A 22,057-nucleotide genomic window follows, 5' to 3' on the forward strand; every position below is an offset into this window, starting at 1 on the left:
CGCCATCCTCCCCGTGTCATGTCGAGCGAAGCGAGACATCTTTGGCGTGCTGAATTGGCAAATTGCTCGCTGCGTGCAATGGTAGATGGTGCTACGTTCGCTCTGACCCCCTTGTCATTTCGAGGGCGCGCCAGCGCCCGAGAAATCTTGACGTGTGGCAGATTGCTCGCGGCGCGCGCAATGACAAGGGGGTCACCTGACGGGGCCACGATGAGCGCCGTGCGCCATCCTCCCCGTGTCATGTCGAGCGAAGCGAGACATCTTTGGCGTGCTGAATTGGCAAATTGCTCGCTGCGTGCGCAATGACAAAGGGGGCGTTATCAAAAGCCAGCGGTCTTTACCTGTATGTAACCCAACCCATGCAAATCACGGTTGAACAGCTTACAAAACGTTTCGGTGCGGTATGCGCCAATGATCAACTGTCCATCTCGTTTGCATCTGGCCAGATTCACGGGGTGTTGGGCGAAAACGGCGCCGGTAAGAGTACCCTGATGAAATTGCTGGCCGGGTATCTACGGCCAGATGAGGGTCAGATTCGATTTAACGGTGTGATCCAGCGGTTGCGTGGGCCGGGGGATGCCCTCGCTGCCGGTGTGGGGATGGTTCATCAAGAACCACTTGATATTCCGGCGTTTACTGTGCTCGAAAATCTGCTCTGTGCCGCTCCACCGGGTGTGTTTCGTTCACGACGAGCTGCGGAGATGGCACTGCGCGAATTGTCCGCACAGCTAGGCTTCACGGTCGATCCGACAGCCCGCATCGAACAGTTGACGGTCGGTCAGCGCCAGCAAGTAGAGATCATGCGCTTACTGTTGTGTGGCGCACAGGTGCTTATTCTCGATGAACCAACGACCGGCATTACCGCTGCGCAAGCTCGCGCGCTGTTTGCGGCGCTGCGCCAAATTGCCGCCGAGGGACGAACTGTCCTATTTGTATCGCATAAACTGGAAGAGGTGGCCGAGTTGTGCGATACCGTGACGGTGCTCCGTAACGGACGGGTGATGCCTCCCGGTCAATTGCCAATGCCACAACCGCAAGAATATTTGTTGTCGTTGATGTTTGGTGATGCCGGTACTGCTTCATCCATGTACCGTCCCCTGCCCACTATTGATGCACCGCCGGTTTGGGAATTGAAGCATGTGACGGTGCGGAGTGGTATGTTGCAGTTGGTTGATTTGAATCATCGCTTTACTGCGGGACGTATCATTGGGTTAGCCGGGCTTGATGGGAGCGGTCAGCAAGTGTTGCTCCGTCTGCTTGCCGGTCAATTGGCACCTGAAAGGGGACAGGTGTTGGTGAATGGTCGTGACTTGAGCGGTGCAGGGCCGCTGGTGTTCCGCCAGGCTGGGATAGAATACCTACCGGCCGATCGTCTGCACGATGGGATGATCGGTGCATTGTCGCTGACCGATCATTTTGCGCTGTTGCAACGATCCGGTGTGTTGATCGATCGGCGTCGGGCGGAGGAACTGGCCCGACAAGCGATTGCAGAGTATCAGATCAAAGCAACACCGATCACCCCGATTGCTGCGCTATCGGGTGGTAATCAGCAGCGTGCGATGTTAGCGCTCATCCCACCGGATGCCCGCGGTATTCTGGCTGAACAGCCAACGCGCGGCCTCGATGTGGCGTCGGCGCGCGCAATCTGGAGCCGGTTGCAAGCCCGCCGTGATGACGGTTGTTGTGTTATCTTTGCTTCCCCCGATCTCGATGAAATTATGGAGTACAGCGACGAGGTCATTGTGTGCTTTGCGGGACGGATCGGACCGCCGATTCCGCGGGCATTACTGTCGGTGGGGCGGCTGGCCGAGTTGATCGGTGGGGTTGGTTTTGAAGCTTTGGTAGCGACGGCATAGGGATGTGAGCCATGGAACGCGGTAGTTTTCATGTGCAGCAGCTTACCGGAGCAACCCGGTTTTTGTTGGTGCTGGCTGCTGCCTTTGCGTTTACAACGGTGGCACTGCTGAGCACCGGTGTTTCACCACTTGAGGCCTACCGACTCGTTCTCTTCGGGGCTTTTAGTACGCCGGTACGTCTGAGCGATATGATGATGTTGGCCGCGCCGTTGTTGCTCTGCGCAACCGGGTTAACCATCACCTTTGCCGGTGGTTTGTACAACCTCGGTGTTGAGGGGCAGATAATTGTCGGTGCGATCGCGGCGATGGTACCGTTGCGGCTGTGGCCCGATTGGCCGCCGCTACTGCTCTGGTTGCTAGCCGGGTTGAGCGGTATGACCGGCGGGGCATTTTGGGCAATGCTGATCGGTGCGCTGCGTCGTTATGCTGGCGTGAGCGAGATTTTTGCCGGTTTGGGGATGAATTTTCTCGCCAGCGGGTTGGCCCTCTACATGGTTTTGGGTCCGTGGCGACGGCAAACCTCGGCGTCGTTGTCGGGCACTGAGCTGTTACCACGTGAACTTTGGCTACCTACCCTTGATCGCTTGCGGCTGGCACCAGCTGCACCGGTTATTGCCGTACTTGCGTTGGGGGTGGTGTGGTGGGCACTCACCGGCACCCGTTGGGGGTTAGAGGTGCGCGCAGTGGGTCTCAATCCGGCGGTAGCCGGACGCTTGGGGATCGCCACCGCCCGTCGTATGGGTGAAACGTTGGCTGCGTGTGGCGCATTAGCCGGTGTGGCCGGGATGATCCAGGTCGTCGCCGTGCATCATGCGCTGATCCCTAATATTTCAAGTGGGATCGGTCTGATCGGTTTACTCGTGGCGCTGTTGGCACGGGCCGATCCACGGTGGTTGTTGCCGATTTCGGTTGCCTTTGCTACCTTTACCGTTGGCAGTATTCAGTTGCCACTCACGTTAGGCATTGATAGTGCTATTGCCGGTGTGCTACAAGGGGCGTTGGTCTTGTTTGCCTTGGCGGCTCGTGTGCAGAAATAGCTTTGCGTGCAAGAGCGCCAACCGGGTGAAGGGTTGCTCGTATGGATCAACTTTGGATTGATCTCGCGGCAGTCTTGGCGGCGGCTGCCCCATTGGTCATCGCCGCGATGGGTGAAACGATTAGTGAACGAGCCGGTGTGATTAATCTCTCGCTCGATGGGACGATGCTGCTAGCGGCAATGACCGGTTTTGCCGTTGCATTGACGACGAACAATCTACTGCTCGGATTTGCTGCCGCAGCACTGGTCGGTGCGGTGGTGGCCGCAGTGCTTGGGCTGTTTAGTTTGACTCTTGGTCAATCGCAGACCGCTGTGGGCTTTGTGTTGGCCCTGCTTTGCACCGATCTCTCTTCGTTTCTAGGGGCGCCGTTTGTGCGGCTGCCCGGTCCCACCGTTCCCTTTTCTCCGATCCTTGGTTTGGCTGATTTGCCGGTATTAGGAACCGTCTTCTTCCGACACGATCCGGTGATCTATACCAGTTTTCTCATAGTTCCGCTTACCGCTTATGTTCTTTACTATACCCGACTCGGTCTCATTGTACGGGCGTTGGGTGAACGCCCGGCAACCGTGTATGCGCGTGGTGTTGATGTCACCCGCTGGCGCTATGCAATGCTGATCATCGGTGGTGCATTGGTTGGTATCGCCGGAGCCGCATTTTCGCTCGATTTGAAGCAAGGCTGGAGCTACCGCCATACCTTTGGCACTGGCTGGATCGTGCTGGCAATTGTCATTTTTGGTGGGTGGCGACCGTTACGAGTAGCGCTGGGTTGCTACCTTTTTGCGGCACTTGAAATCTTCGCCACCCGTTCGCAGAGTGCTCTCCCCGATATTCCTACTCAGATCGTGCAAGTTGCTCCATTTGTGCTGATGATCGGGGTGTTAGCGCTCGTTAATTTGGCCTCATCTCCAACAGTCCTTCGCCGGATCACGACGTTGCCGGTAGTATGGCAACGACCGTTGCTTGGGGTCGTTACCCACTTACGTGCCACCGCGCCGGCAGCGCTCGGTCAACCATTTGAACGACCATGACGATGCGGCCCATGGCTATTCTGTCAATAATGAACGGTAAAGGGCGACTGTCTGTTGCGCGATGGCTTCCCAGCTAAACACCTGTTCCACCCGTCGGCGGCCCGCTTTGCCAAATTGTTCACGCAACGTCGGGTCGGCCAACAACCGGTTGATGGCTGCAGCGAGATCGGCAGAAAATGCTGTCGGATCGGCCGGGTCAAAACTGCCCGGTTTGAGGTTCGGATCGACCAACAGACCGGTCTCTTCCGGTACAACCACCTCTTTAATCCCACCGACGGCCGAAGCAACTACTGCGGTTTCGCACGCCATCGCCTCTAAATTGATAATGCCGAACGGCTCATAGACACTTGGGCAGCAGAAGACAGCAGCATGTGAATAAAATTGGATAACATCTTGGCGTGGTAACATCTCACGAATCCAAATTACGCCAGGACGCTGTGCGCTCACAGCGGCAACCCGCTCCTCCATTTCGATCCCGATCTCTTTGGTATCCGGTGCGCCGGCGCAGAGCACTACTTGCGCTGTCGGATCAATCTGCGGGATGGCATTGACCAGATGAATGATCCCTTTCTGACGTGTGATGCGCCCGACAAACAACACGAACGGCCAGTTTGGATCAACGCCATAACGTTCGAGGGCATCGGTTGCACGTGTTTTGCGGTACTCGTTCAAATCGATCCCGTTGTAGATCACATGGACCCGCGCCGGATCGACGTTAAATAGGCGCAAAATGTCGGATCGTGTCTCTTGCGAGACGGCAATCACTGCATTGGCCTGTTCGATGGCAGTGCGCTCGATCCACGAGCTGAGATGGTAGGCGTTGCCCAGTTGCTCGACCTTCCATGGGCGTAGCGGTTCGAGCGAGTGAATGGTGAGAACGTAAGGAATCCCCCACAATTTACTGGCAAATAGACCGGCTAAATCGGTGTACCACGTATGACAATGAACGATACTCGCATCGAGGGTGTCTTTGGCCATCGCTAATGAACGAGCGACTGCGTCGACGGCGCTGGCAAAGCGCGGATCGGTATTGTGACGGGATTCTTCCCACCGAGGATAGCCACGTACTGTGAGGTTGGGATCATCAACCCGCTGATCGCCGAAACAGCGCACCTCGACCGGTACAATGCGAGACAAGGCGCGACTCAGATATTCGACGTGTACACCGGCTCCGCCGTAGATGTACGGTGGATATTCGTTGGTAAAGATTGCCACACGGCGCAGTTCGGGCATAGCGAGCCTCTTGAACTAGTGCAAAAGTGAACCAATGCCTTCAGTATACATCCTTTTGCCGAGAGCGAATCAGGCGCGATCGCGTATAATGCCCCAAAAAGAAGGGAAGACGATGATCGAACTGTTCATTCGCGGAGTGCTGTTTGGGTTGGCGATCGCAGCGCCGGTCGGCCCCATCGGTCTGCTGTGCATGAGACGGACGATAACCGATGGCCGGATCGCCGGGTTTGTCAGCGGGTTGGGTGCGGCGACGGCCGATGCCCTCTATGGTTCGATCGCGGCGTTGGGCTTGCAGGCGCTCAGTCTGTGGCTGCTTGGCATCAGTCCGATCTTGCGTATCGTGGGTGGCGTAGCGTTGCTCTGGATCGGTCTGACCACGATGCTGGCGCGACCGCAGCCGATCGTCGCCCAACCAGAACCGACCAAACGCGGACTGCTCGGCGCGTATGGGTCTACCCTCTTCTTGACCCTCACCAACCCGGCGACGATCCTGATCTTTACCGTGATCTTCGCTGGTCTCGGGCTGAGCGCCGGCGCCGATAGCTGGGCCGGATTGGCCTTGGTGTCCGGGGTTACGCTTGGCTCGGCGCTCTGGTGGACGATTCTGAGCGGCGGGGTGGGGTTCATGCGTGGGCGTGTCACACCGCCGATGTTGCAGGTGATCAACGTGGTGTCGGGGTTGATTATTGGCGGGTTTGGGGTGGTAGCGTTGGTGATTGACTAAGAGGGCGCAGCGACGCTACGACGGCGTAACAGTGCTGTGCCCATACGGGGATGTAAGGTTGAGAGCGATGTATGTTGTGATTGTTGCTAATGCGCCGGGACTTGATCTGTCGCCATACCATCATCTGCTGGCGGCTGCCGATCAGGTAATTGCCGCTGATGGCGGGGGCACGGCGCTCTTTGCCCACGGCTATACACCGCACCTGCTGATCGGAGACCTCGATTCGATCGCAGCCGAGGCCTTGGCGGCGTATCAAGCGCAGGGGGTGGCAATTGAGCGCCACCGTCCTGATAAGGATGAGACGGACCTCGAGTTGGCATTGCTAGCAGCGGTGAACCTCGGCGCGAGCCGAATCGACATAATCGGCGCGCTCGGCGGGCGGTGGGATCAGTCGCTGGCCAATGTATCGTTGTTAGGGATGGCTGAGCTGCGCGAGCGACAGGTGCGGCTGATCGATCATCCGCAACAGATTTGGCTCGTGCGTGACGAGAGCGCGATCCCCGGCGCGATCGGCGATACCGTCTCGCTGCTGCCGTTCGGCGGCGATGCGCACGGTATCACCACCGAAGGCTTAGCGTACCCGTTGCGCAACGGCTCGTTGCTGCACGATCGGGCGCGCGGCGTGAGTAACGTGATTACCGCGACCCCGGCGCAGGTGCAGGTACGTGATGGGGCGCTACTAATCGTATGGACGGCGCGCGCACATTGAAGACGTATTGCCGGGCGTGATAGCGTCCGCACGGCCATGCGGCCCTACACGACACGCACAAATTTGCGCCGGCCTACCTGCCGCGCGCAGTACCGCCGCCACGTGCGGTATTTACCTACACGACACGGACAAACTTTCGCCGACCAACCTGCACTACCACATTCGCACCGGGATTGATCGTAAGCGTGTAACCTTCCACTCGCTCGCCATCAACGCGCACCCCACCGCCATCGATCAAGCGACGCGCCTCACTTTTGCTCGGTGCAAGACCACTGGCAACTAACACATCCACGATTCCGGTGGGTGCTTCAAGGGTAAAGTTCGGAATATCTTCCGGCAATTCCCGCTCGACAAACTGGCGAATAAAGGTCGCTTCTGCCGCTACCGCTGCCGCCGGATCGTGGAATTGGGCTACGATCTCGCGCGCCAATCGCATCTTCAGATCGCGGGGATTGACTTGGCCGGTAGCCATAGCCGTCTTCATCTCGGCAATCTCGGCCATCGGTACATCGGTCAGTACTTCAAAATAGAGTGGCAGTACTTCATCGCTCATTGACATAATACGTCCGTACATTTCGGCAGGCGGCATGCGAATATCGACTGTATTGTTAAACGTCTTCGACATCTTACGCCCGTCGGTGCCGGGAATGAGCGGTACCAGGAAGACCTGCTGTGGAGTCATGCCCAACTGTGCCATCAGCTCTCGTCCGGCGAGAATGTTAAACTTCTGGTCGGTACCACCAAACTCAACATCAGCCCTAATCGCGACCGAGTCATACGCTTGCAGCATCGGATACATCAATTCAAGGATGGTCAGTGGTGCGCCGGTCTCGTAACGTTTGCGGAAGGTCTCGTGCGCCAGCATTTGGGCTAATGTAAAGCGTCCGGCCAAATCGAGCGCGTTTTCCAGGGTAAACTGGCCAAACCACTCGCTTTGCCAGCGCACCTCGGTGCGTTGGCGGTCAACCACCCGGAAAAACTGCTCCATGTAGGTCTCGGCGTTGGCGCGCACTTCAGACGCCGACAAGCGGGTGCGCGTCTCGTCGCGACCGCTCGGATCACCGATCTGCGCCGTCCAGTCACCGACGATCAACACCACCTGATGGCCCAATTCTTGGAATGCGCGTAACTTACGCAGCCCAACGGCATGCCCGATGTGCATGTCGGGCTTTGTGGGATCGAACCCTTGTTTCAGGCGCAGCGGAGTCCCGCTTTGCAAGCGAGCGCGTAATTCACTTTCAACAATTACCTCGGCAACGCCGCGACTTAATAGCTCGGACAGATCCATGCCAAACGCTCCAAAGCTTTCTAGAGTGGGTTCAAACGATGTGTATGCTAGCAGGCAGTGGCATTAGTGTCAAGCCGTTGGATGCATACCGTGTTTACAAGCTGAGTGTATCCAGTGCGGTTTGCAACTGGTCTGAGAGATCGAGCGGATTATTATTTAACCAGATCACCGTTGTCGCACCGGCAGTGCGGGCGTTTACGACCTCTTGCTCGGTGCGAGCCAGGGCAATGAGTGGTGTATCGTGATTAATCTGGCGCCACAGTGTGAGAGTTTTGAGATCGAACAATTCTGCTACCACCAATTTTGGCTGTGGTTCATGTGCCAACAATCCCTGTGCAGCAATTTCGTTGTCGGCGATAAAGAGACGGTAGCCACGCACATTCAGGGTCGCAACAATAGCTGCACGCGCGACCGCATCTTGACAAATGATGAGTGCATCGGGCGAACGACCGGTGCGTCGTTCAATTGGTGTAGGAGCTTGACTATCGTCACAACGCCCATCACTTCGCCGATCAATTTTGTAACTGCTTCCGGCAATTTGTTTGGCAGCTTTCTTTAACTCGGCGGCAACTCGGCTCATCTCATCGACGTTGGCAAATGTGCGATGATATGTCGTTACGACGGCAATCGAAAGGCTGATAATACCGAACTGACGCTGGACACCATACCGATCGGTTGCGAGCAAATAACCGCGCTGTAAGTCAGCTTCATCGTATAGTGAACGAATCTGTTCATCAAACACGCGAATGATCTGCTGACATAATGACTCCACATCCGTACCAAAGTGAAGGACGACGAAATCATCGCCACCAATGTGGCCGAGAAAATCGCCGGGTTTGATCTGATCTTGCAAAATCCTGGCTAAAAGATGGATGGCACGATCGCCACGTGCGAAGCCGTAGACATCATTAAATGCTTTGAAGTTGTCGAGGTCAATATACAGTAACGCGAACGTGACTTTCTGAGCAAGTTGGCGATTGATCTCAGCTTGAATGACGACATTGCCAGGCAAGCCGGTCAGTGGGTTGCGCTGGGGCAACTGGGCAGCTCGCCGCAAATGCGATCGGACACGGGCCAACAGCTCATCGCGATGATACGGTTTGGTGATATAATCATCCGCACCGTTCTCAAAACCTTCAACGATACGGGATGAATCGCCAATGGCGGTAAGGATGAGCATCGGTAAATGGGCAGTACGTGTATCGTTGCGTAACTGGCGAATCGCCTCTAGACCGTCCATCAGCGGCATGAGTAAATCGGCGATGATCAGATCCGGTGGCTGTGCTTGAGCGCGCCGCACGAGCTGATCACCGTTGGTAACGAGTTCGACCTCGTATCCTGCGCCCCTGAGTATCTCGTGTAGGAGCTTCCCTACCTCTGCTTCATCTTCGGCAACCAGGATCCGTGCCGGTGCTGTCATACTACGCTCCCACGGTGAGAAAAAGTCGAATCTACTACACTTGCTCTGTTTTAGTCCGATTATTGACTATAGCATACCATACCCACTTATTTGACGTGAAGGTATTAGTTTTCAAACATAAGTTTGCTATAACGATCTTCTCAAAGGTACGATTTGTGCTATAATATACATCTTGCGTGGCGCATGTTGCGTCACAACGTACTCGTAATTGTGAAACGGACTACCATGACGACGTTTGCTGCGTTGGGCCTGAGCGATGCACTTCTGCATACCTTGCGTGAGCTTGGCTACGACGAACCAACTCCCATTCAGGCGCAAGCCATTCCTTTGTTACTTGCCGGTCGCGATGTGATCGCTCAGGCCCAGACCGGCACCGGGAAGACGGCGGCGTTTGCGCTGCCGATGATTGAACAAGTGACCGATGAACCGGTCGTACAGGCGCTCGTCTTAGCGCCAACTCGTGAACTGGCAATACAAGTGGCCGAGGCTATCCATCGCTATGGCCGCCATCGCGCACTCCGCGTGTTGCCAATCTACGGCGGTCAGCCGATTGAGCGTCAGTTGCGTGGCTTAGCGCAGGGTGTCCAAGTTGTTGTTGGAACGCCGGGACGGGTACTCGATCACTTGCGCCGGGGGACGTTGCGCTTCGACCATTTACGCTTAGTTGTGCTTGATGAAGCCGACGAAATGCTCGATATGGGTTTTGCCGAGGAGCTTGAGGCTATTTTGCAATTGACCCCGGCCGAACGCCAGACGGCTCTGTTCTCGGCGACGCTGCCGCCCGCTGTGCAGAGTCTGACCCTGCGCTATACCCGTCAACCGGTACGGGTGAGTATTGCTGCCGAACAATTGACCACCCCGCGTATCCATCAGATTTATTACGAGATCTTGGCCCGTGATAAACTCGATGCGCTCTGCCGTGTGCTCGATGCCGAGATGCCGCAACTGGCGATTGTTTTTTGCCGGACTCGCCAAGAGGTTGATGAAATCGGTGAACGGCTGCAAGGGCGTGGATATGCGGCCGAGTCGCTCCACGGCGACTTGAGTCAAGCGGTGCGCGATCGCGTCATGCGGCGCTTCCGCGAGGGGCAGCTCGATGTGTTGGTGGCGACCGATGTCGCGGCACGTGGTCTCGATATTGCCGAAGTGAGCCACGTGATTAACTATGATGTGCCGACCGATCCTGAAAGCTATGTTCACCGGATCGGACGTACCGGGCGTGCCGGGCGTGCTGGGGTCGCGATCACGTTCATTACCCCCCGTGAACGCCGTATGCTCCAAACCATTGAACGGGTGACGCGCACGCGGATCGAGCGCTGCCAGATGCCTACCTTAGCCGATGTTGTTGCGCGTCGCCGCTTGGCACTGCGCGATCAGTTGCACGAGGCAATGCTGGCCCCCGACCTCACGAGGTATACGGATCTGGTCGACGAGTTGACCGTTGAACACGATCTGCGCACGTTGGCTGCTGCGGCCCTCAAGCTCTTGCTCAACGAGACGGAAGCTGAACAGGTAGATACGATTACCCGCCTCGAACCACTCCGCTCCGAACAGGTTGAACGTGGTGAGCGCTCGTCACGTGCCAAGCGTGCGGCCACTGATGAACGGCCTACCCGTCGCGAAAACGGTATGGCTCGCATCCGTCTTAATCTTGGTCGAAACGATCAGATTCGGCCTGCCGATATTGTTGGTGCGATTGCCAACGAAGCCGGTTTGTCTGGGCGGAGTATTGGTGCTATCGAAATTCAGGCGCGGATGAGCCTTGTTGATGTTCCACGTCGGGCAGTACGCCAAGTACTGCAAGCTCTCAATCGCACGACGCTGCGTGGTCAACGTGTACGGGCGGTGTTGGTTTCAGAGGAAGTGGTTGCAGCATAACCCTTACCTTCGTTAGGAACATTGTCCAAATACGCTGAGACGGATTTAGGCAGGCGATATGCGCTGCCTAAATCCGTTTTCTGCTATAGTACAAGCAAGGACTCGCTACATCTAGTAAGGAGGAGCGAAGGCATGAGTGTCGATCCGCGCGACCTGCTGCTGCGCCGTGTTGCTGCCGATAACGTCGCTTTTGTTCATTTGCAGTTTACCGACGTGTTAGGAATCGGGAAAACGGTGACAATTCCAGTTGAGGAGCTACCTGATGCCCTCGATCATGGGGTTTGGTTCGATGGTTCGTCCATCGAAGGGTTTGCCCGTATGGTCGAGAGCGATATGTATCTGGTACCTGATCTTACCACGTATGCTGTCGTTCCATGGGATCGGCATGAGGGAATGGTGACGGCACGCTTGATCTGTTCGGTCTATACCCCCGATGGTAAGCCGTTTGCCGGTGATCCGCGCAATGTGTTGATACGGATACTCGATCAAGCAGCGGCGAGCGGTTATCGCTTTATGGTCGCGCCGGAGCTGGAATTTTTCTTGTTCAAGGTTGATGAGAATGGGCGGATTCACGAACCACACGATAAGGCCGGGTATTTCGATGTTTCCACCGATCTCGCCACGCACATTCGTCGTCAGATGGCTCGTGCCTTGCAAGCAATGGGGATTACCGTTGAAGCGGTGCATCACGAAGTCGCGCCTGGCCAGCACGAGATCGATCTCCGTTACGCGGATGCGCTGCGTTCCGCCGATCATCTGGTGACGGCACGGGTGGCGCTCAAGGCGGTGGCCCAGATCAATGGCCTGCACGCGACGTTTATGCCGAAACCGATGGCTGGCGTCAACGGCAGCGGCATGCATGTTCACCAGAGTCTGCTGGATGTTGAGAGCGGGAAAAATCTCTTTGCCGATCCCGATGATCCCTACGGCTTGTCGCCGCTGGCTCGCCATTTCATTGCCGGTTTGCTGGCCCATGCCCGCGGCATGTGCGTGCTGCTCGCGCCGCTGGTCAATTCCTACAAACGGCTTGTGCCCGGCTTCGAGGCACCGGTGCATATCTCGTGGGGCCGTACCAATCGCTCAGCGCTGGTGCGCGTGCCGCGCATTACCGCCGGTCGCCATCAGGCGACGCGGATCGAGCTGCGCTGTCCGGATCCGGCCTGCAATCCCTACCTTGCCTACGCGGCGATGCTGGCCGCCGGCCTTGATGGAATCAAGCGCAAATTGCCGCTGCGTGACGCTGCCGAAGAAGATCTCTTCCACGTTGATCCGCGTGCGCGCGGTTTGACAATGCTCCCAACATCGCTTGGGGCTGCCCTCGATGCGCTGCGTGAGGATGAGGCCATTCTCGAAGCAATTGGCCCGTCGGTTGCCGAGCGGTTTCTCGACGCTAAACAGCAAGAATGGGAGAGTTACCGCGCTTATGTATCGCAGTGGGAAATTGACCGCTATTTGGCGATCTTTTAATAAGCAGCGTGTCCTGTCCGATGATCCGTAGGCTGTGTCACCGGCTTTGAGGTTGGCTTAGCCCGTCAAAGAACGTGGTAATGATCAGATCGGCCAGCGCCGTGCTGCTATCGTCGACCATTGCCTGTTCAATGTGGAAGAAGGGATAGAGTAATCCCAATAGGAGCCAAGTCGCGAGCTTGGGGTCGACCGGGCGTAATTCACCACGCTCAATACCGGTCTTGATCATCTGCGTGATTGGACCGATCAGCCCGTTGATGTAGCACTGAGTCACATTGTGGCGTGCCGACTCACTGAGCCGTGGCATATCCTGATTACTCAACCTCACCAACGCGCGTTGTGCCGGTGCTTGCTGAAACAAGCCACGCACCAGTGCCGTTAATTGGGCACGTACCGTTGGTTCGCGTCCGGCGGTCTCGGCTAATGTCGCCATCTCGTTTGACCAATTGGTCAAGACGGCAATCAGCAGCTCTTCCTTATCACGAAAATGATGATACAGTCCGGCCTTCGATAACCCGACAGCCTCAGCAATCTCACGCATCGCGATACCGTCATAGCCGTAGGTGACAATCAGTCGTGCGGCTTCTTTGATAATCCGGTCTCGAATTTTGTCTGAACTTTGTTGTCGAACCATGGCGCTCCTTGCATACCGTTTCAGGTGATGGATTATAGCATACCATATGGCTTAGGGCCCCCAATGCGTTGGGAAGGAGACGCCGTGCCGCGCGTTCCGCCGATGTGTCCTTTGTGTCTTTACCTCCTCTGCGCCTTTGCGTTATCCTGCGTGGGCCAGTGCTGTTGCCTTCTCGGCCACCCGGTTCTTCAATCCCAAACCGGCAAAGGTCAAGGCAAGCATTACGATACCAATGGCTAAAAAGGCCAACCCATACCCACCGGCGCCACCGCCACCGGTGGCGGCAATCAAGCCAACCAACACCGCGCCGAGCAACTGCCCAACGCCCATCGTGACGGTAAGTAATCCTTGCGCTGCTGCGCGTTCGTTGGCCGGAACTTCATTCAGCAGAATGTACCGTAACGATGCTCCGAGCAGGATGGCCAAGCCGATCCCGAACACAATCGCGGAAAGATAATAGGCGACGATGCTCATCGGTAGCGCACCGAGCACCACAAGCCCTGCACCGCTCAAGATCACACCGATGGTCACCACAATCCGCGACCCAAATTGATCGAGCATCCGACCCGAAACCGGTGATCCAACCGCCATCGCTAACACCACCGGTAAGAGCATGAAACTGGCAGTCGAACTGCTCACACCGTGTGCCGCCGTCAGCAACGCCGGCACGAAGACAATCGACGACTCGGCAATGCCGGCACCAATGGCTAAGGCCGCTGTCAGCCAGATTTGACGTGAACGAAAGATAGATGGCTGCAAAATTGGCTCGACGACTCGTTTCTCGATGGTAATAAAAGCTGGTATTAGCAATACGGCGACAATCAAGGCGCCTACCGCAAAGAATGGTATATTCCCGGTACGGATTGCATCTGGATCAAGTTCGGTGAGGCCGTATGCGAGACTGCTCAGCATGACCCCCAACACCAGCAAGCCGGCGAGATCGAAGGGCGCACTGCTTGTTGCTGTGCGTCCCGGTAGGAGTTGCAAACTGAAGGCGACGAGGATTGCCGCAATTGGCAAATTGATCAAGAACAACCATTGCCAACCGAGCAAGAGTAACAGCCCACCAATGATCGGACCGATCAGAAACGCGATCCCGAAGACCGCACCGATCAAGCCGAGAGCCGATCCACGTCGTTCTGGCGGAAATGTGTCGCCGATAACTGCGCTGGCCACCGGGAAAATACCGCCGGCACTAAGGCCTTGTAACAACCGCCCGACTAGGAGTACCGAAAACGATGGTGCAAGGGCAACGATGAGTGAACCAAGCGCGAAGCCACTTAAGCTCAGAACATACAACGCCCGCCGACCAAACCGATCAGAGAGGGCGGCAATCATCGGTGTTCCGACTAGATTGCCAAGCACATAGATCGAGAAAACCCACGACAGCAGTCGCTCGCTAACCGTAAATACACGCTGAATTACCGGCAATGCTGGCCCGACGATGGCAATATCGAGCGCTGCCATTAACACGCCGAAGAACAACAAGCCGAGGATCTGGTTGCGCTGATGTTCGTTGACCATACGACTCACACTCCTTGATAATCGCAATAAAACCGACCGACCGGTCGGTAATTAATATAGCACTTGATAAAAGACTTGTCTAGTCTAGAATCAAAACCTCGCCGTATCCTCCGTGATACAATAAACAGGCGCTCGACAATCTCGACAGCGTATTGTCATCGCTCTACGAGAGGCCGTATGCAGATCACGCTCAATATCGAATCTATTCGCGCTGATACGCCACTTCCTCCGCTCTTCCGCGTTCGCCAACGCTGGCAGACTGCCCCCATCGCCGATGTGACGGCTGCCGTTCGCAGCGAACTTGATCGGCTCGGCTTAGCGGCACAGATTCGGCCCGGTATGCGTATTGCTGTTACTGCCGGCAGTCGTGGTATTGCCAATATTGTGCAGATTACAGCTACAGCAGTCGCATGGTTGCGTGATCACGGAGCCGAACCGTTCATTGTGCCGGCCATGGGGAGTCATGGCGGTGCCACTGCTGCCGGGCAGGTGGCTCTATTGGCGTTGCTGGGTATTACCGAAGCTTCTGTGGGTTGTCCGATCCGGGCAACAATGGAAGTGGTTGAGTTAGGCACTATCGCCGATGGCACACCGGTCTATATGGATCGCTTTGCGTTTGAGGCAGATGGCGTACTGGTGATCAACCGTATCAAAACCCATACCTCGTTCAAGGCGCCGATTGAGAGTGGGCTGGCAAAAATGTGCGCGGTGGGGTTGGGAAAGCGTCAAGGCGCTGAAATCGTGCATCGCACGGCTGTCTACGGCCTGAAAGAGCAGATCGTTCCCATGGCGCGTTTGATCGTCGAGCGTGGCAGGGTACTGGCTGGTTTGGCGATTCTCGAAGATGCCCGTGATCAGACCGCGGCGATTGTCGCGCTCCCTCCCACCGAGATTGGCGGTCCCGGTGAAGCAGCTCTGCTGGTGCGCAGCAAAGAGATGATGGCGCGTTTGCCGTTTGACCGGCTTGATGTATTGGTGGTTGATCGGATCGGCAAAAATATCAGTGGTACCGGTATGGATACGAACGTGATCGGACGTTTGCCCATCCCCGGTGAGCCACCACCTGATCGGCCGGTGATTAACGTCATTGTTGTTCTCGATCTCACCCCGGAAACCCACGGAAACGCCAATGGCATTGGTCTGGCCGATATTACGACTGCTCGTCTTGCGGCAAAGATCGATTTTCACACGACCTATGTTAATGTGTTGACTGCCGGCTTGGTCGGTCTTTGCAAGGGTGGTTTGCCGATTACCCTGCCCACCGAGCGCGACGCAGTAGCAATGGCGGTCAAGACGTGTGGTCAGCCTGATCCGATGGCCGTGCGCTTAGTCCGCATTCCTGATACCCTACATCTGGAAGAGTTGCTGGTAAGCGAGGCACTATTGACGGAAGTGAGTAACAACCCTGATCTCGAATTGCTCGGACCGGCTGAATGGATCCTCGATACGATGGGAGAATAAACTGATGCCCACCCACCATCTGCTCCACCACTGGGATGAAGTCGCAATAGATCGTTGGGAACGCGCTGCCCCTCTTCCTGATGATGACCCCTACGCGCGGATTGCGTTGATTAGCCCATCTCTCGCGGTCAATGAGGCCATTGAACTGATCCCGAGCTGGGCTGCCGATACACCATCTGATGGTTGGATTGAAGTGCAATTACGTGTGCAACAGTCGGGTCGGTGGAGTAAGTGGTACCGGATGGCAGTGTGGGGTGACGATGGTTCTCACCGGACAAGTTTCGAGTCGCAGCAAGATGAGCATGCTGCTGTAGCAACCGATACCTTGTGCTTGGTTGTGCCGGGACAAGCAGTGCAAGTCCGGGTGTTGCTCTGCGGTTTACCCGGTGTTGATATGCCGCGATTGTTCGACCTGTACCTTTGTATAACCACAACGGCACCACCTCAGGTAATGTCGGCGCCGCCAGCCTTATCGGCGATTGCGCTGCCGCTCTTGATCGGCCAATATGACTACCCCGATGGTGCAGGCTGGTGTAGTCCGACGGCTGTTCATATGGTGTTGGCGTATTGGTATGCGCAATTGCTCAATCCACGTCTCGCTCAGTTTGCCGATGGGACGACATTGCCCCATCTAACGGTAGCCGGTATCTTCGATCCGGGTTGGAATGGTACCGGCAATTGGTCGTTCAACACCGCGTTTGCTGCTCGCTTCGGTCTGCGTGCCTACATTACACGCTTTGATACGCTTGAACAAGTAGGACGCTGGACAGCAGCCGGTGTACCGGTGATTATCAGCTTGGCGTGGGAGAAAGGGCAAATCAACGATGCTCCAGAGCGAACGAGTGGGCATTTGACTATCGTGCGTGGTTTTACCGAGACACATGCCTTGATTACTGAACCGGCCGGGCGGGATCGTATCTTGCGTGCGTATCCGCAAACTCAGCTTGCCACAGCGTGGCAAGCCAAGTCAAATGGTACGGTGTACCTCATCTACCCGCCTGATTGGCCGTGTCCTGTTCCCGGTCCCGTTGATGCATGGATCTGACTCGACTACGTACACACTCTGCGCGCTTCTCAGCACAGGGTCAGTTTGCTCTTACGATAGACCTGTATGCATATTTTGATGCTTTCGCCATACCCGCCTTATCCACCCCACAGCGGTGGTGCACTGCGGATTTATCACCTGTTGCGTGGATTGGTTAACCGGTACTCCGTAACGTTACTGACGTTCGCCCCTGATGCAACAGCGATTGCCGCTCTGCAACCACTGCACGCATTAGCTCAGGTTGAAGTTGTGCTTGGCCCACCGCCTCGTTCGCTAGCCCAACGGGCATTAACGACCCTCTTCAGTCCATTGCCTGATATGGCATTGCGCAATGCGAGTGCTTCGTATGTCACAAAACTGGCCGAATTGCTGACCAGAACGCAGTTTGATGCGGTGCTGGCCGAAAGTATCGAGATGGCACCGTACTTATTGCAGGCCGCTCGGTGTGGGTTTTACACCATACTTGATGAATTTAATGCCGAATACCTGCTCCAACGACGGGCAGCACTCAATGATTTACGTCGTCTCCCACGACCCACGGCATTGATCGGTGGGAGCTACTCGTTGATACAGTGGCTCAAGTTGGTCACCTTCGAGCGACGTGTGTTAGAAACTGCTCAGCGCGTGCTCGTTGTTTCGCCTGAGGATGCAGCAGCTTTGCGGCGATTAGCCCCTCGTGTGCGGTTGGAGTTGGTGCCGAATGGCGTTGACTGTTCGCATTTTGTCCCGCCTACTCCACCACCACTGCCGAGCCACGATCTCGTGTTTATCGGTACCCTCGACTATCGGCCTAACGTCGATGCGGTGCTTTGGTTTGTCCATGAAGTGCTTCCCTTGATCCGTGCGCAACTTCCTGAAGTGCGCTTGCATCTGATCGGACGCCGACCCCATCGTGCATTAGCAGCGCTGCACGATGGTGAAACGGTGATTGTCACCGGCGAAGTGGCCGATACCCGTCCGGTATTGGCGAGTGCCGCTGTGGTCGTTATTCCGATGCGCATTGGGGGTGGTTCGCGCTTGAAGTTGCTCGAAGCATTAGCGATGGCTGCACCGGTGGTGTGTACAACGATGGGCGCTGAAGGTATTCCCGGTTTGCGTGATGGCGAACATCTGTTGCTCGCCGATACGCCACAGGCAATGGCGCAAGCTGTGCTCCGGTTGGTGACCAACCGGTCATTGGCGTGGCAGCTTGGTCAGGCCGGACGTGCGTTTGTTTGCACTCATTACGACTGGTCGCAGATTGTGCCACGTTTGATCAAGGTGCTGGCTCATTGAAACGATTGGGTTGTGTATGCGAGGGTTGTTCATCGGGTTTAGCTATCCTTGGCGCGCCCTTCGTCTCCTTATCGGTCAACCGCGATTGTGGCGCTATGTTGCCATTCCGATTGGTCTGAATCTTCTTGTCGGGGTCATGCTCTATACGACCTTGATGCTGGCCGGATTTCACGCTATCGATACACTTGTCGCCGATTGGCCGGGGTGGATTGCATGGGTGCTACGTGGTATCTTGGTAGTCACTCTCTTCATCGGGTTGGGCTATCTGCTGGTGCGTTTTGGTGTTGTACTCGGTTCGCCTTTTTACAGTCGGCTTTCTGAAGTACTCGAAGAACGGCTCCGAGGTGTCATGCTCACCGCACCTCAAATGACGCCCGCTCATATCGTTCGTGATCTAGGAGGCGCTTTGCTCTTTGAAATAAAAAAGCTCCTGCTGACGGTGACAATCGGTCTCCCAGCACTGTTGCTCAACGTTCTCCCCGGTATTGGCTCAGTGCTGGCGACGATAATCGGCATAGCACTTGGGGTAACGATTGCTTGTCTTGACTTTTTTGATCCTCCACTCGAACGACGACGATTAGCGTTCCGTGCGAAGCTCGGTTTCATCGGCCGTCATTTGCCGGCCAGTGCCGGATTTGGGTTGATCTGTTTAGGGCTGGTGAGTATTCCGTTGCTCAACTTGCTGGCCGTGCCCATCTGTATTACTGCCGGCACGCTTTTTTACTGCGATGTGGCTGCAACCGAACCGGCAACCTCGTAGCATTACTGACTACCAACCGGTACGATCCGATAAATATGCCCGTTTTTATCATCTGAGACAAAGATCGTCCCGTCCGGGGCAACTGTGACTCCGGCCGGTCGGCCCCATGCACTGCCACATTCCTGTTGCGGATTATCACGGAAGCCGGTCAAGAATGGCTCTGCCGAGACTGGCCGTCCCTCGGTGACGCGAATCCGTTGCATGCGGCAATCACGCGGCGTTTCATCAGCATTCCACGAGCCATGGTAGGCGATCAACACATCGCCATTCGCCAACCGATCAATCCCCAACGGCGCCGAGTGAGCTGCATCGGTGAAAAGAGCTGGTGTTGCTTGTTCGCAGCCGGTAAACGCTGCATCAAGCGGAACGCGGGTGTCACGAACCTCTTGCGCGTTGGGAGGTACCGGACCCAGCTCGGCGGTGTAGCAGTAGGGCCAGCCGTAGTGTTTGCCACGTTCAACCTCAATCACCACCTCTTCTGGTGGCAGATCATTCCCCAAACCATCGCTACCGTTGTGGGTCGCCCATAACCGACCGTCAGGCAAGAAGATGAAATCAACGCTGTTGCGCAACCCTTCAGCCCACACTACGCGGCGACGCGGATCAGGGTCATTGGCAAAGGGATTGTCGGTGGGAATACCCCCATCGAGCGTATAACGAAGGATAGCGGCCCGGCGAGGGTCGCCTTCGCTACAGTTGACGGTAATGTTACACTTTGAGCCGACCGATACGTAGAGCATTCCATCCGGCCCGATCCGTGCGGTGCGGGTTGAATGACCGCCATCATTAGGTAAATCTGTCACTACTGCGACAATTTCATCGACACTCCATTGCCCATCACCGTTCACATCACGCAATCGCCAAACCGTTGCATTACCCGCGGCGTACAGATCACCCGCGTACCATTCGAGACTATGTACCCCTGTCAGATTGATCACAACCGGTTGTGGCGTGTCGGCATACCCATCACTATCTCTATCGACCAGTCGTACAATCCGGTTCGCGCCTCGCTCGGCGACATACAGTGCGCCATCAGGTCCTATTGCCATCAGGCGTGGTCGGCTGAGCCCGCCGGTATACAAACGGACGACGTAGCCTTCGGCCACTTGGAGACGGGCCGCCACTTCGTCTGCCGGTGGAATAACCGGTAGACGGCTGATTAGCGGTAAAAAAAGATTCTGTGCAGGTTGCGTCCAGGCAATGGTGAGGAGTGCGATTGCTCCAGCCACAATGAGGATTATCGGGATACGCTTCATCTGTCAGGCCCGGTTTGGTATTCGCGGCGTCGTGGTACAACGCCGCGACAAGGGTGAACCTCCATTTTACTCTTGCGTCGTCGTGCTCTCATCACTCGGTGGGGTGAGTTGGGGCAACACGCCACTCTCGCCGAGTAAGCCGGTACGCAAGTACACCAACAACTTCTTACGTGTATCGGCAATATCATTGTTGCGCATATGCAACTGACCGATCCGATCTTGGGGGGTAAAACTGGCTTCCCCCTTCTCCATTGTTAACCGGCTGGGGTCATACGTCAAATTCGGTGAACTGGTATCGAGGATCGAATAGTCGTTACCTCGTCGCAAACCGATAGTTACCTCACCGGTAATGAGGCGGGCTACCCAACGTTGCAGCGACTCACGGATCATCATCGCCTGCGGGTCAAACCAACGTCCGGCGTATAGCAACCGTCCCAATTTGCGTCCGTACTCACGGTATTGGTCGATAGTATCTTCGTTGTGAATACCGGTAACCAGCCGTTCGTAAGCGATAAAGAGCAGTGCCATTCCCGGTGCTTCATAGATACCACGGCTCTTCGCTTCGATAATCCGGTTTTCGATCTGATCGCTCATACCCAGACCGTGCCGGCCCCCGATCCGGTTGGCTTCGAGCATCAACTCAACGTGATCGCGGAAGGTAGTCCCGTTAATTGCGACCGGGAACCCTTCTTCAAAGGTAATCCGCACCTCTTCGTACTCGATCTGCACTTCTGGTCGCCAAAACGCGACTCCCATAATCGGATTGACAATCGTGATATTGCGGTTGAGAAACTCGAGGTCCTTGGCTTCGTGAGTAGCACCAAGAATGTTCGAGTCGGTCGAGTACGCCTTTTCGGCCGGCATGCGATACTCTAGTCCGGCTCGGCTCAAGTACGCCGACATCTCAGCGCGCCCACCCAGCTCATCAATAAACGCCTGATCGAGCCACGGCTTATAGATGCGCAGATTGGGGTTGACGAGCAACCCATAACGATAGAAACGTTCGATGTCATTTCCTTTGTAGGTACTACCATCACCCCAAATATTGACGCCATCTTCACGCATTGCCGCAACCAGCATCGTTCCGGTAACGGCACGACCGAGGGGGGTGGTGTTAAAGTACGGCAGACCGGCGGTTGAGATGTGGAAGGCTCCACATTGTAGTGCTGCCAACCCTTCGGCAACGAGTTGGTGACGGCAATCGATCAGTCGTGCCGCCTCGGCGCCATACAGCAGTGCCCGCCGCGGAATATCTTCATAGTCAGGTTCGTCGGGCTGACCGAGATTTGCGGTGTAAGCGTAGGGAATTGCACCTTTTGCCCGCATCCAGTGAATAGCGGCACTGGTGTCGAGACCGCCGGAAAACGCGATCCCGATCTTCTCACCGACCGGTAGGTGCTGCAAAATCTTTGCCATAGTGTTGCTCTTTTCTCGTTTATACCAAATAGTGTTGGTCCGTGTC

The 22,057-nt window shown here is 56.0% G+C and carries 18 protein-coding genes; 11 read left to right on the forward strand and 7 right to left on the reverse strand.

The features are described 5' to 3' along the window. The first annotated feature begins 359 nt into the window (after positions 1 to 359). Genes ACP5OT_RS16780 through ACP5OT_RS16790 form a run of 3 tightly spaced genes read left to right on the forward strand, consistent with a single transcriptional unit; the run spans position 360 to position 3,921 of the window. The gene (locus ACP5OT_RS16780) at positions 360 to 1,856 is read left to right on the forward strand and encodes an ABC transporter ATP-binding protein (RefSeq protein WP_424675891.1); all 1,497 of its coding nucleotides are present in this window, start codon (positions 360 to 362) and stop codon (positions 1,854 to 1,856) included. 11 nt (positions 1,857 to 1,867) lie between these two features. Further along, a complete protein-coding gene (locus tag ACP5OT_RS16785) occupies positions 1,868 to 2,893 on the forward strand; it encodes an ABC transporter permease (RefSeq protein WP_428112965.1) in 1,026 nt (341 codons plus the stop codon). A 41-nt stretch (positions 2,894 to 2,934) separates the two neighbouring features. After that, complete coding sequence (locus tag ACP5OT_RS16790) at positions 2,935 to 3,921, forward strand: ABC transporter permease (protein ID WP_424677467.1); 987 nt, start codon at positions 2,935 to 2,937, stop codon at positions 3,919 to 3,921. Positions 3,922 to 3,936: 15 nt separating this feature from the next. On the opposite strand, the gene glgA is transcribed toward ACP5OT_RS16790, so the two are convergent. Continuing rightward, on the reverse strand, positions 3,937 to 5,154 hold the full coding sequence (gene glgA, locus ACP5OT_RS16795; protein ID WP_424677468.1) for a glycogen synthase: 1,218 nt from the start codon (positions 5,152 to 5,154) through the stop codon (positions 3,937 to 3,939). Positions 5,155 to 5,266: 112 nt separating this feature from the next. Here glgA and ACP5OT_RS16800 point away from each other — a divergent pair, with 112 nt between their 5' ends. Together ACP5OT_RS16800 and ACP5OT_RS16805 are read left to right on the forward strand one after the other, a co-directional pair. Then, the gene (locus ACP5OT_RS16800) at positions 5,267 to 5,878 is read left to right on the forward strand and encodes a LysE/ArgO family amino acid transporter (RefSeq protein ID WP_428132800.1); all 612 of its coding nucleotides are present in this window, start codon (positions 5,267 to 5,269) and stop codon (positions 5,876 to 5,878) included. A 67-nt stretch (positions 5,879 to 5,945) separates the two neighbouring features. Then, positions 5,946 to 6,587 carry a thiamine diphosphokinase gene (locus ACP5OT_RS16805; protein ID WP_424677470.1) on the forward strand — a complete coding sequence of 214 codons (642 nt, stop codon included), beginning with the start codon at positions 5,946 to 5,948 and terminating at the stop codon, positions 6,585 to 6,587. Positions 6,588 to 6,702: 115 nt separating this feature from the next. Here the strand turns inward: ACP5OT_RS16805 and tyrS are convergent, their stop codons facing one another. Beyond that, complete coding sequence (tyrS, locus tag ACP5OT_RS16810; protein WP_424677471.1) at positions 6,703 to 7,875, reverse strand: tyrosine--tRNA ligase; 1,173 nt, start codon at positions 7,873 to 7,875, stop codon at positions 6,703 to 6,705. A 94-nt stretch (positions 7,876 to 7,969) separates the two neighbouring features. Further along, complete coding sequence (locus ACP5OT_RS16815) at positions 7,970 to 9,295, reverse strand: response regulator (RefSeq protein WP_424677472.1); 1,326 nt, start codon at positions 9,293 to 9,295, stop codon at positions 7,970 to 7,972. A 225-nt stretch (positions 9,296 to 9,520) separates the two neighbouring features. On the opposite strand from ACP5OT_RS16815, the gene ACP5OT_RS16820 reads away from it, so the two are divergent. Then, on the forward strand, positions 9,521 to 11,173 hold the full coding sequence (locus tag ACP5OT_RS16820) for a DEAD/DEAH box helicase (RefSeq protein ID WP_424677473.1): 1,653 nt from the start codon (positions 9,521 to 9,523) through the stop codon (positions 11,171 to 11,173). Positions 11,174 to 11,305: 132 nt separating this feature from the next. Beyond that, complete coding sequence (glnA, locus tag ACP5OT_RS16825; RefSeq protein WP_428112970.1) at positions 11,306 to 12,640, forward strand: type I glutamate--ammonia ligase; 1,335 nt, start codon at positions 11,306 to 11,308, stop codon at positions 12,638 to 12,640. A 37-nt stretch (positions 12,641 to 12,677) separates the two neighbouring features. Here glnA and ACP5OT_RS16830 read toward each other — a convergent pair whose 3' ends face one another. Beyond that, the gene (locus ACP5OT_RS16830; protein WP_424677079.1) at positions 12,678 to 13,274 is read right to left on the reverse strand and encodes a TetR/AcrR family transcriptional regulator; all 597 of its coding nucleotides are present in this window, start codon (positions 13,272 to 13,274) and stop codon (positions 12,678 to 12,680) included. Between the two features lie 141 nt (positions 13,275 to 13,415). Beyond that, on the reverse strand, positions 13,416 to 14,798 hold the full coding sequence (locus tag ACP5OT_RS16835; protein ID WP_428132803.1) for an MFS transporter: 1,383 nt from the start codon (positions 14,796 to 14,798) through the stop codon (positions 13,416 to 13,418). 177 nt (positions 14,799 to 14,975) lie between these two features. On the opposite strand from ACP5OT_RS16835, the gene ACP5OT_RS16840 reads away from it, so the two are divergent. The 4 genes from ACP5OT_RS16840 (at position 14,976) to ACP5OT_RS16855 (ending at position 19,339) form a co-directional block, all read left to right on the forward strand. Then, positions 14,976 to 16,259, forward strand: a complete 1,284-nt coding sequence (locus tag ACP5OT_RS16840; protein ID WP_428132805.1) for a lactate racemase domain-containing protein — start codon at positions 14,976 to 14,978, stop codon at positions 16,257 to 16,259. Positions 16,260 to 16,263: 4 nt separating this feature from the next. Continuing rightward, the gene (locus ACP5OT_RS16845) at positions 16,264 to 17,304 is read left to right on the forward strand and encodes a C39 family peptidase (protein ID WP_424677082.1); all 1,041 of its coding nucleotides are present in this window, start codon (positions 16,264 to 16,266) and stop codon (positions 17,302 to 17,304) included. Between the two features lie 66 nt (positions 17,305 to 17,370). After that, the gene (locus ACP5OT_RS16850) at positions 17,371 to 18,579 is read left to right on the forward strand and encodes a glycosyltransferase family 4 protein (RefSeq protein WP_424677083.1); all 1,209 of its coding nucleotides are present in this window, start codon (positions 17,371 to 17,373) and stop codon (positions 18,577 to 18,579) included. 16 nt (positions 18,580 to 18,595) lie between these two features. Beyond that, the gene (locus ACP5OT_RS16855) at positions 18,596 to 19,339 is read left to right on the forward strand and encodes an EI24 domain-containing protein (protein WP_424677084.1); all 744 of its coding nucleotides are present in this window, start codon (positions 18,596 to 18,598) and stop codon (positions 19,337 to 19,339) included. A gap of 2 nt (positions 19,340 to 19,341) precedes the next feature. Here ACP5OT_RS16855 and ACP5OT_RS16860 read toward each other — a convergent pair whose 3' ends face one another. Both ACP5OT_RS16860 and argG read right to left on the reverse strand, forming a co-directional pair. Beyond that, positions 19,342 to 20,595 carry a PQQ-dependent sugar dehydrogenase gene (locus ACP5OT_RS16860; RefSeq protein WP_424677085.1) on the reverse strand — a complete coding sequence of 418 codons (1,254 nt, stop codon included), beginning with the start codon at positions 20,593 to 20,595 and terminating at the stop codon, positions 19,342 to 19,344. Between the two features lie 66 nt (positions 20,596 to 20,661). Then, positions 20,662 to 22,011, reverse strand: a complete 1,350-nt coding sequence (gene argG, locus ACP5OT_RS16865) for an argininosuccinate synthase (RefSeq protein ID WP_424677086.1) — start codon at positions 22,009 to 22,011, stop codon at positions 20,662 to 20,664. Between the last annotated feature and the right edge of the window lie 46 nt (positions 22,012 to 22,057).

Origin of the sequence: Chloroflexus sp., from assembly GCF_049970315.1 — a bacterium.
Classification (GTDB): domain Bacteria; phylum Chloroflexota; class Chloroflexia; order Chloroflexales; family Chloroflexaceae; genus Chloroflexus.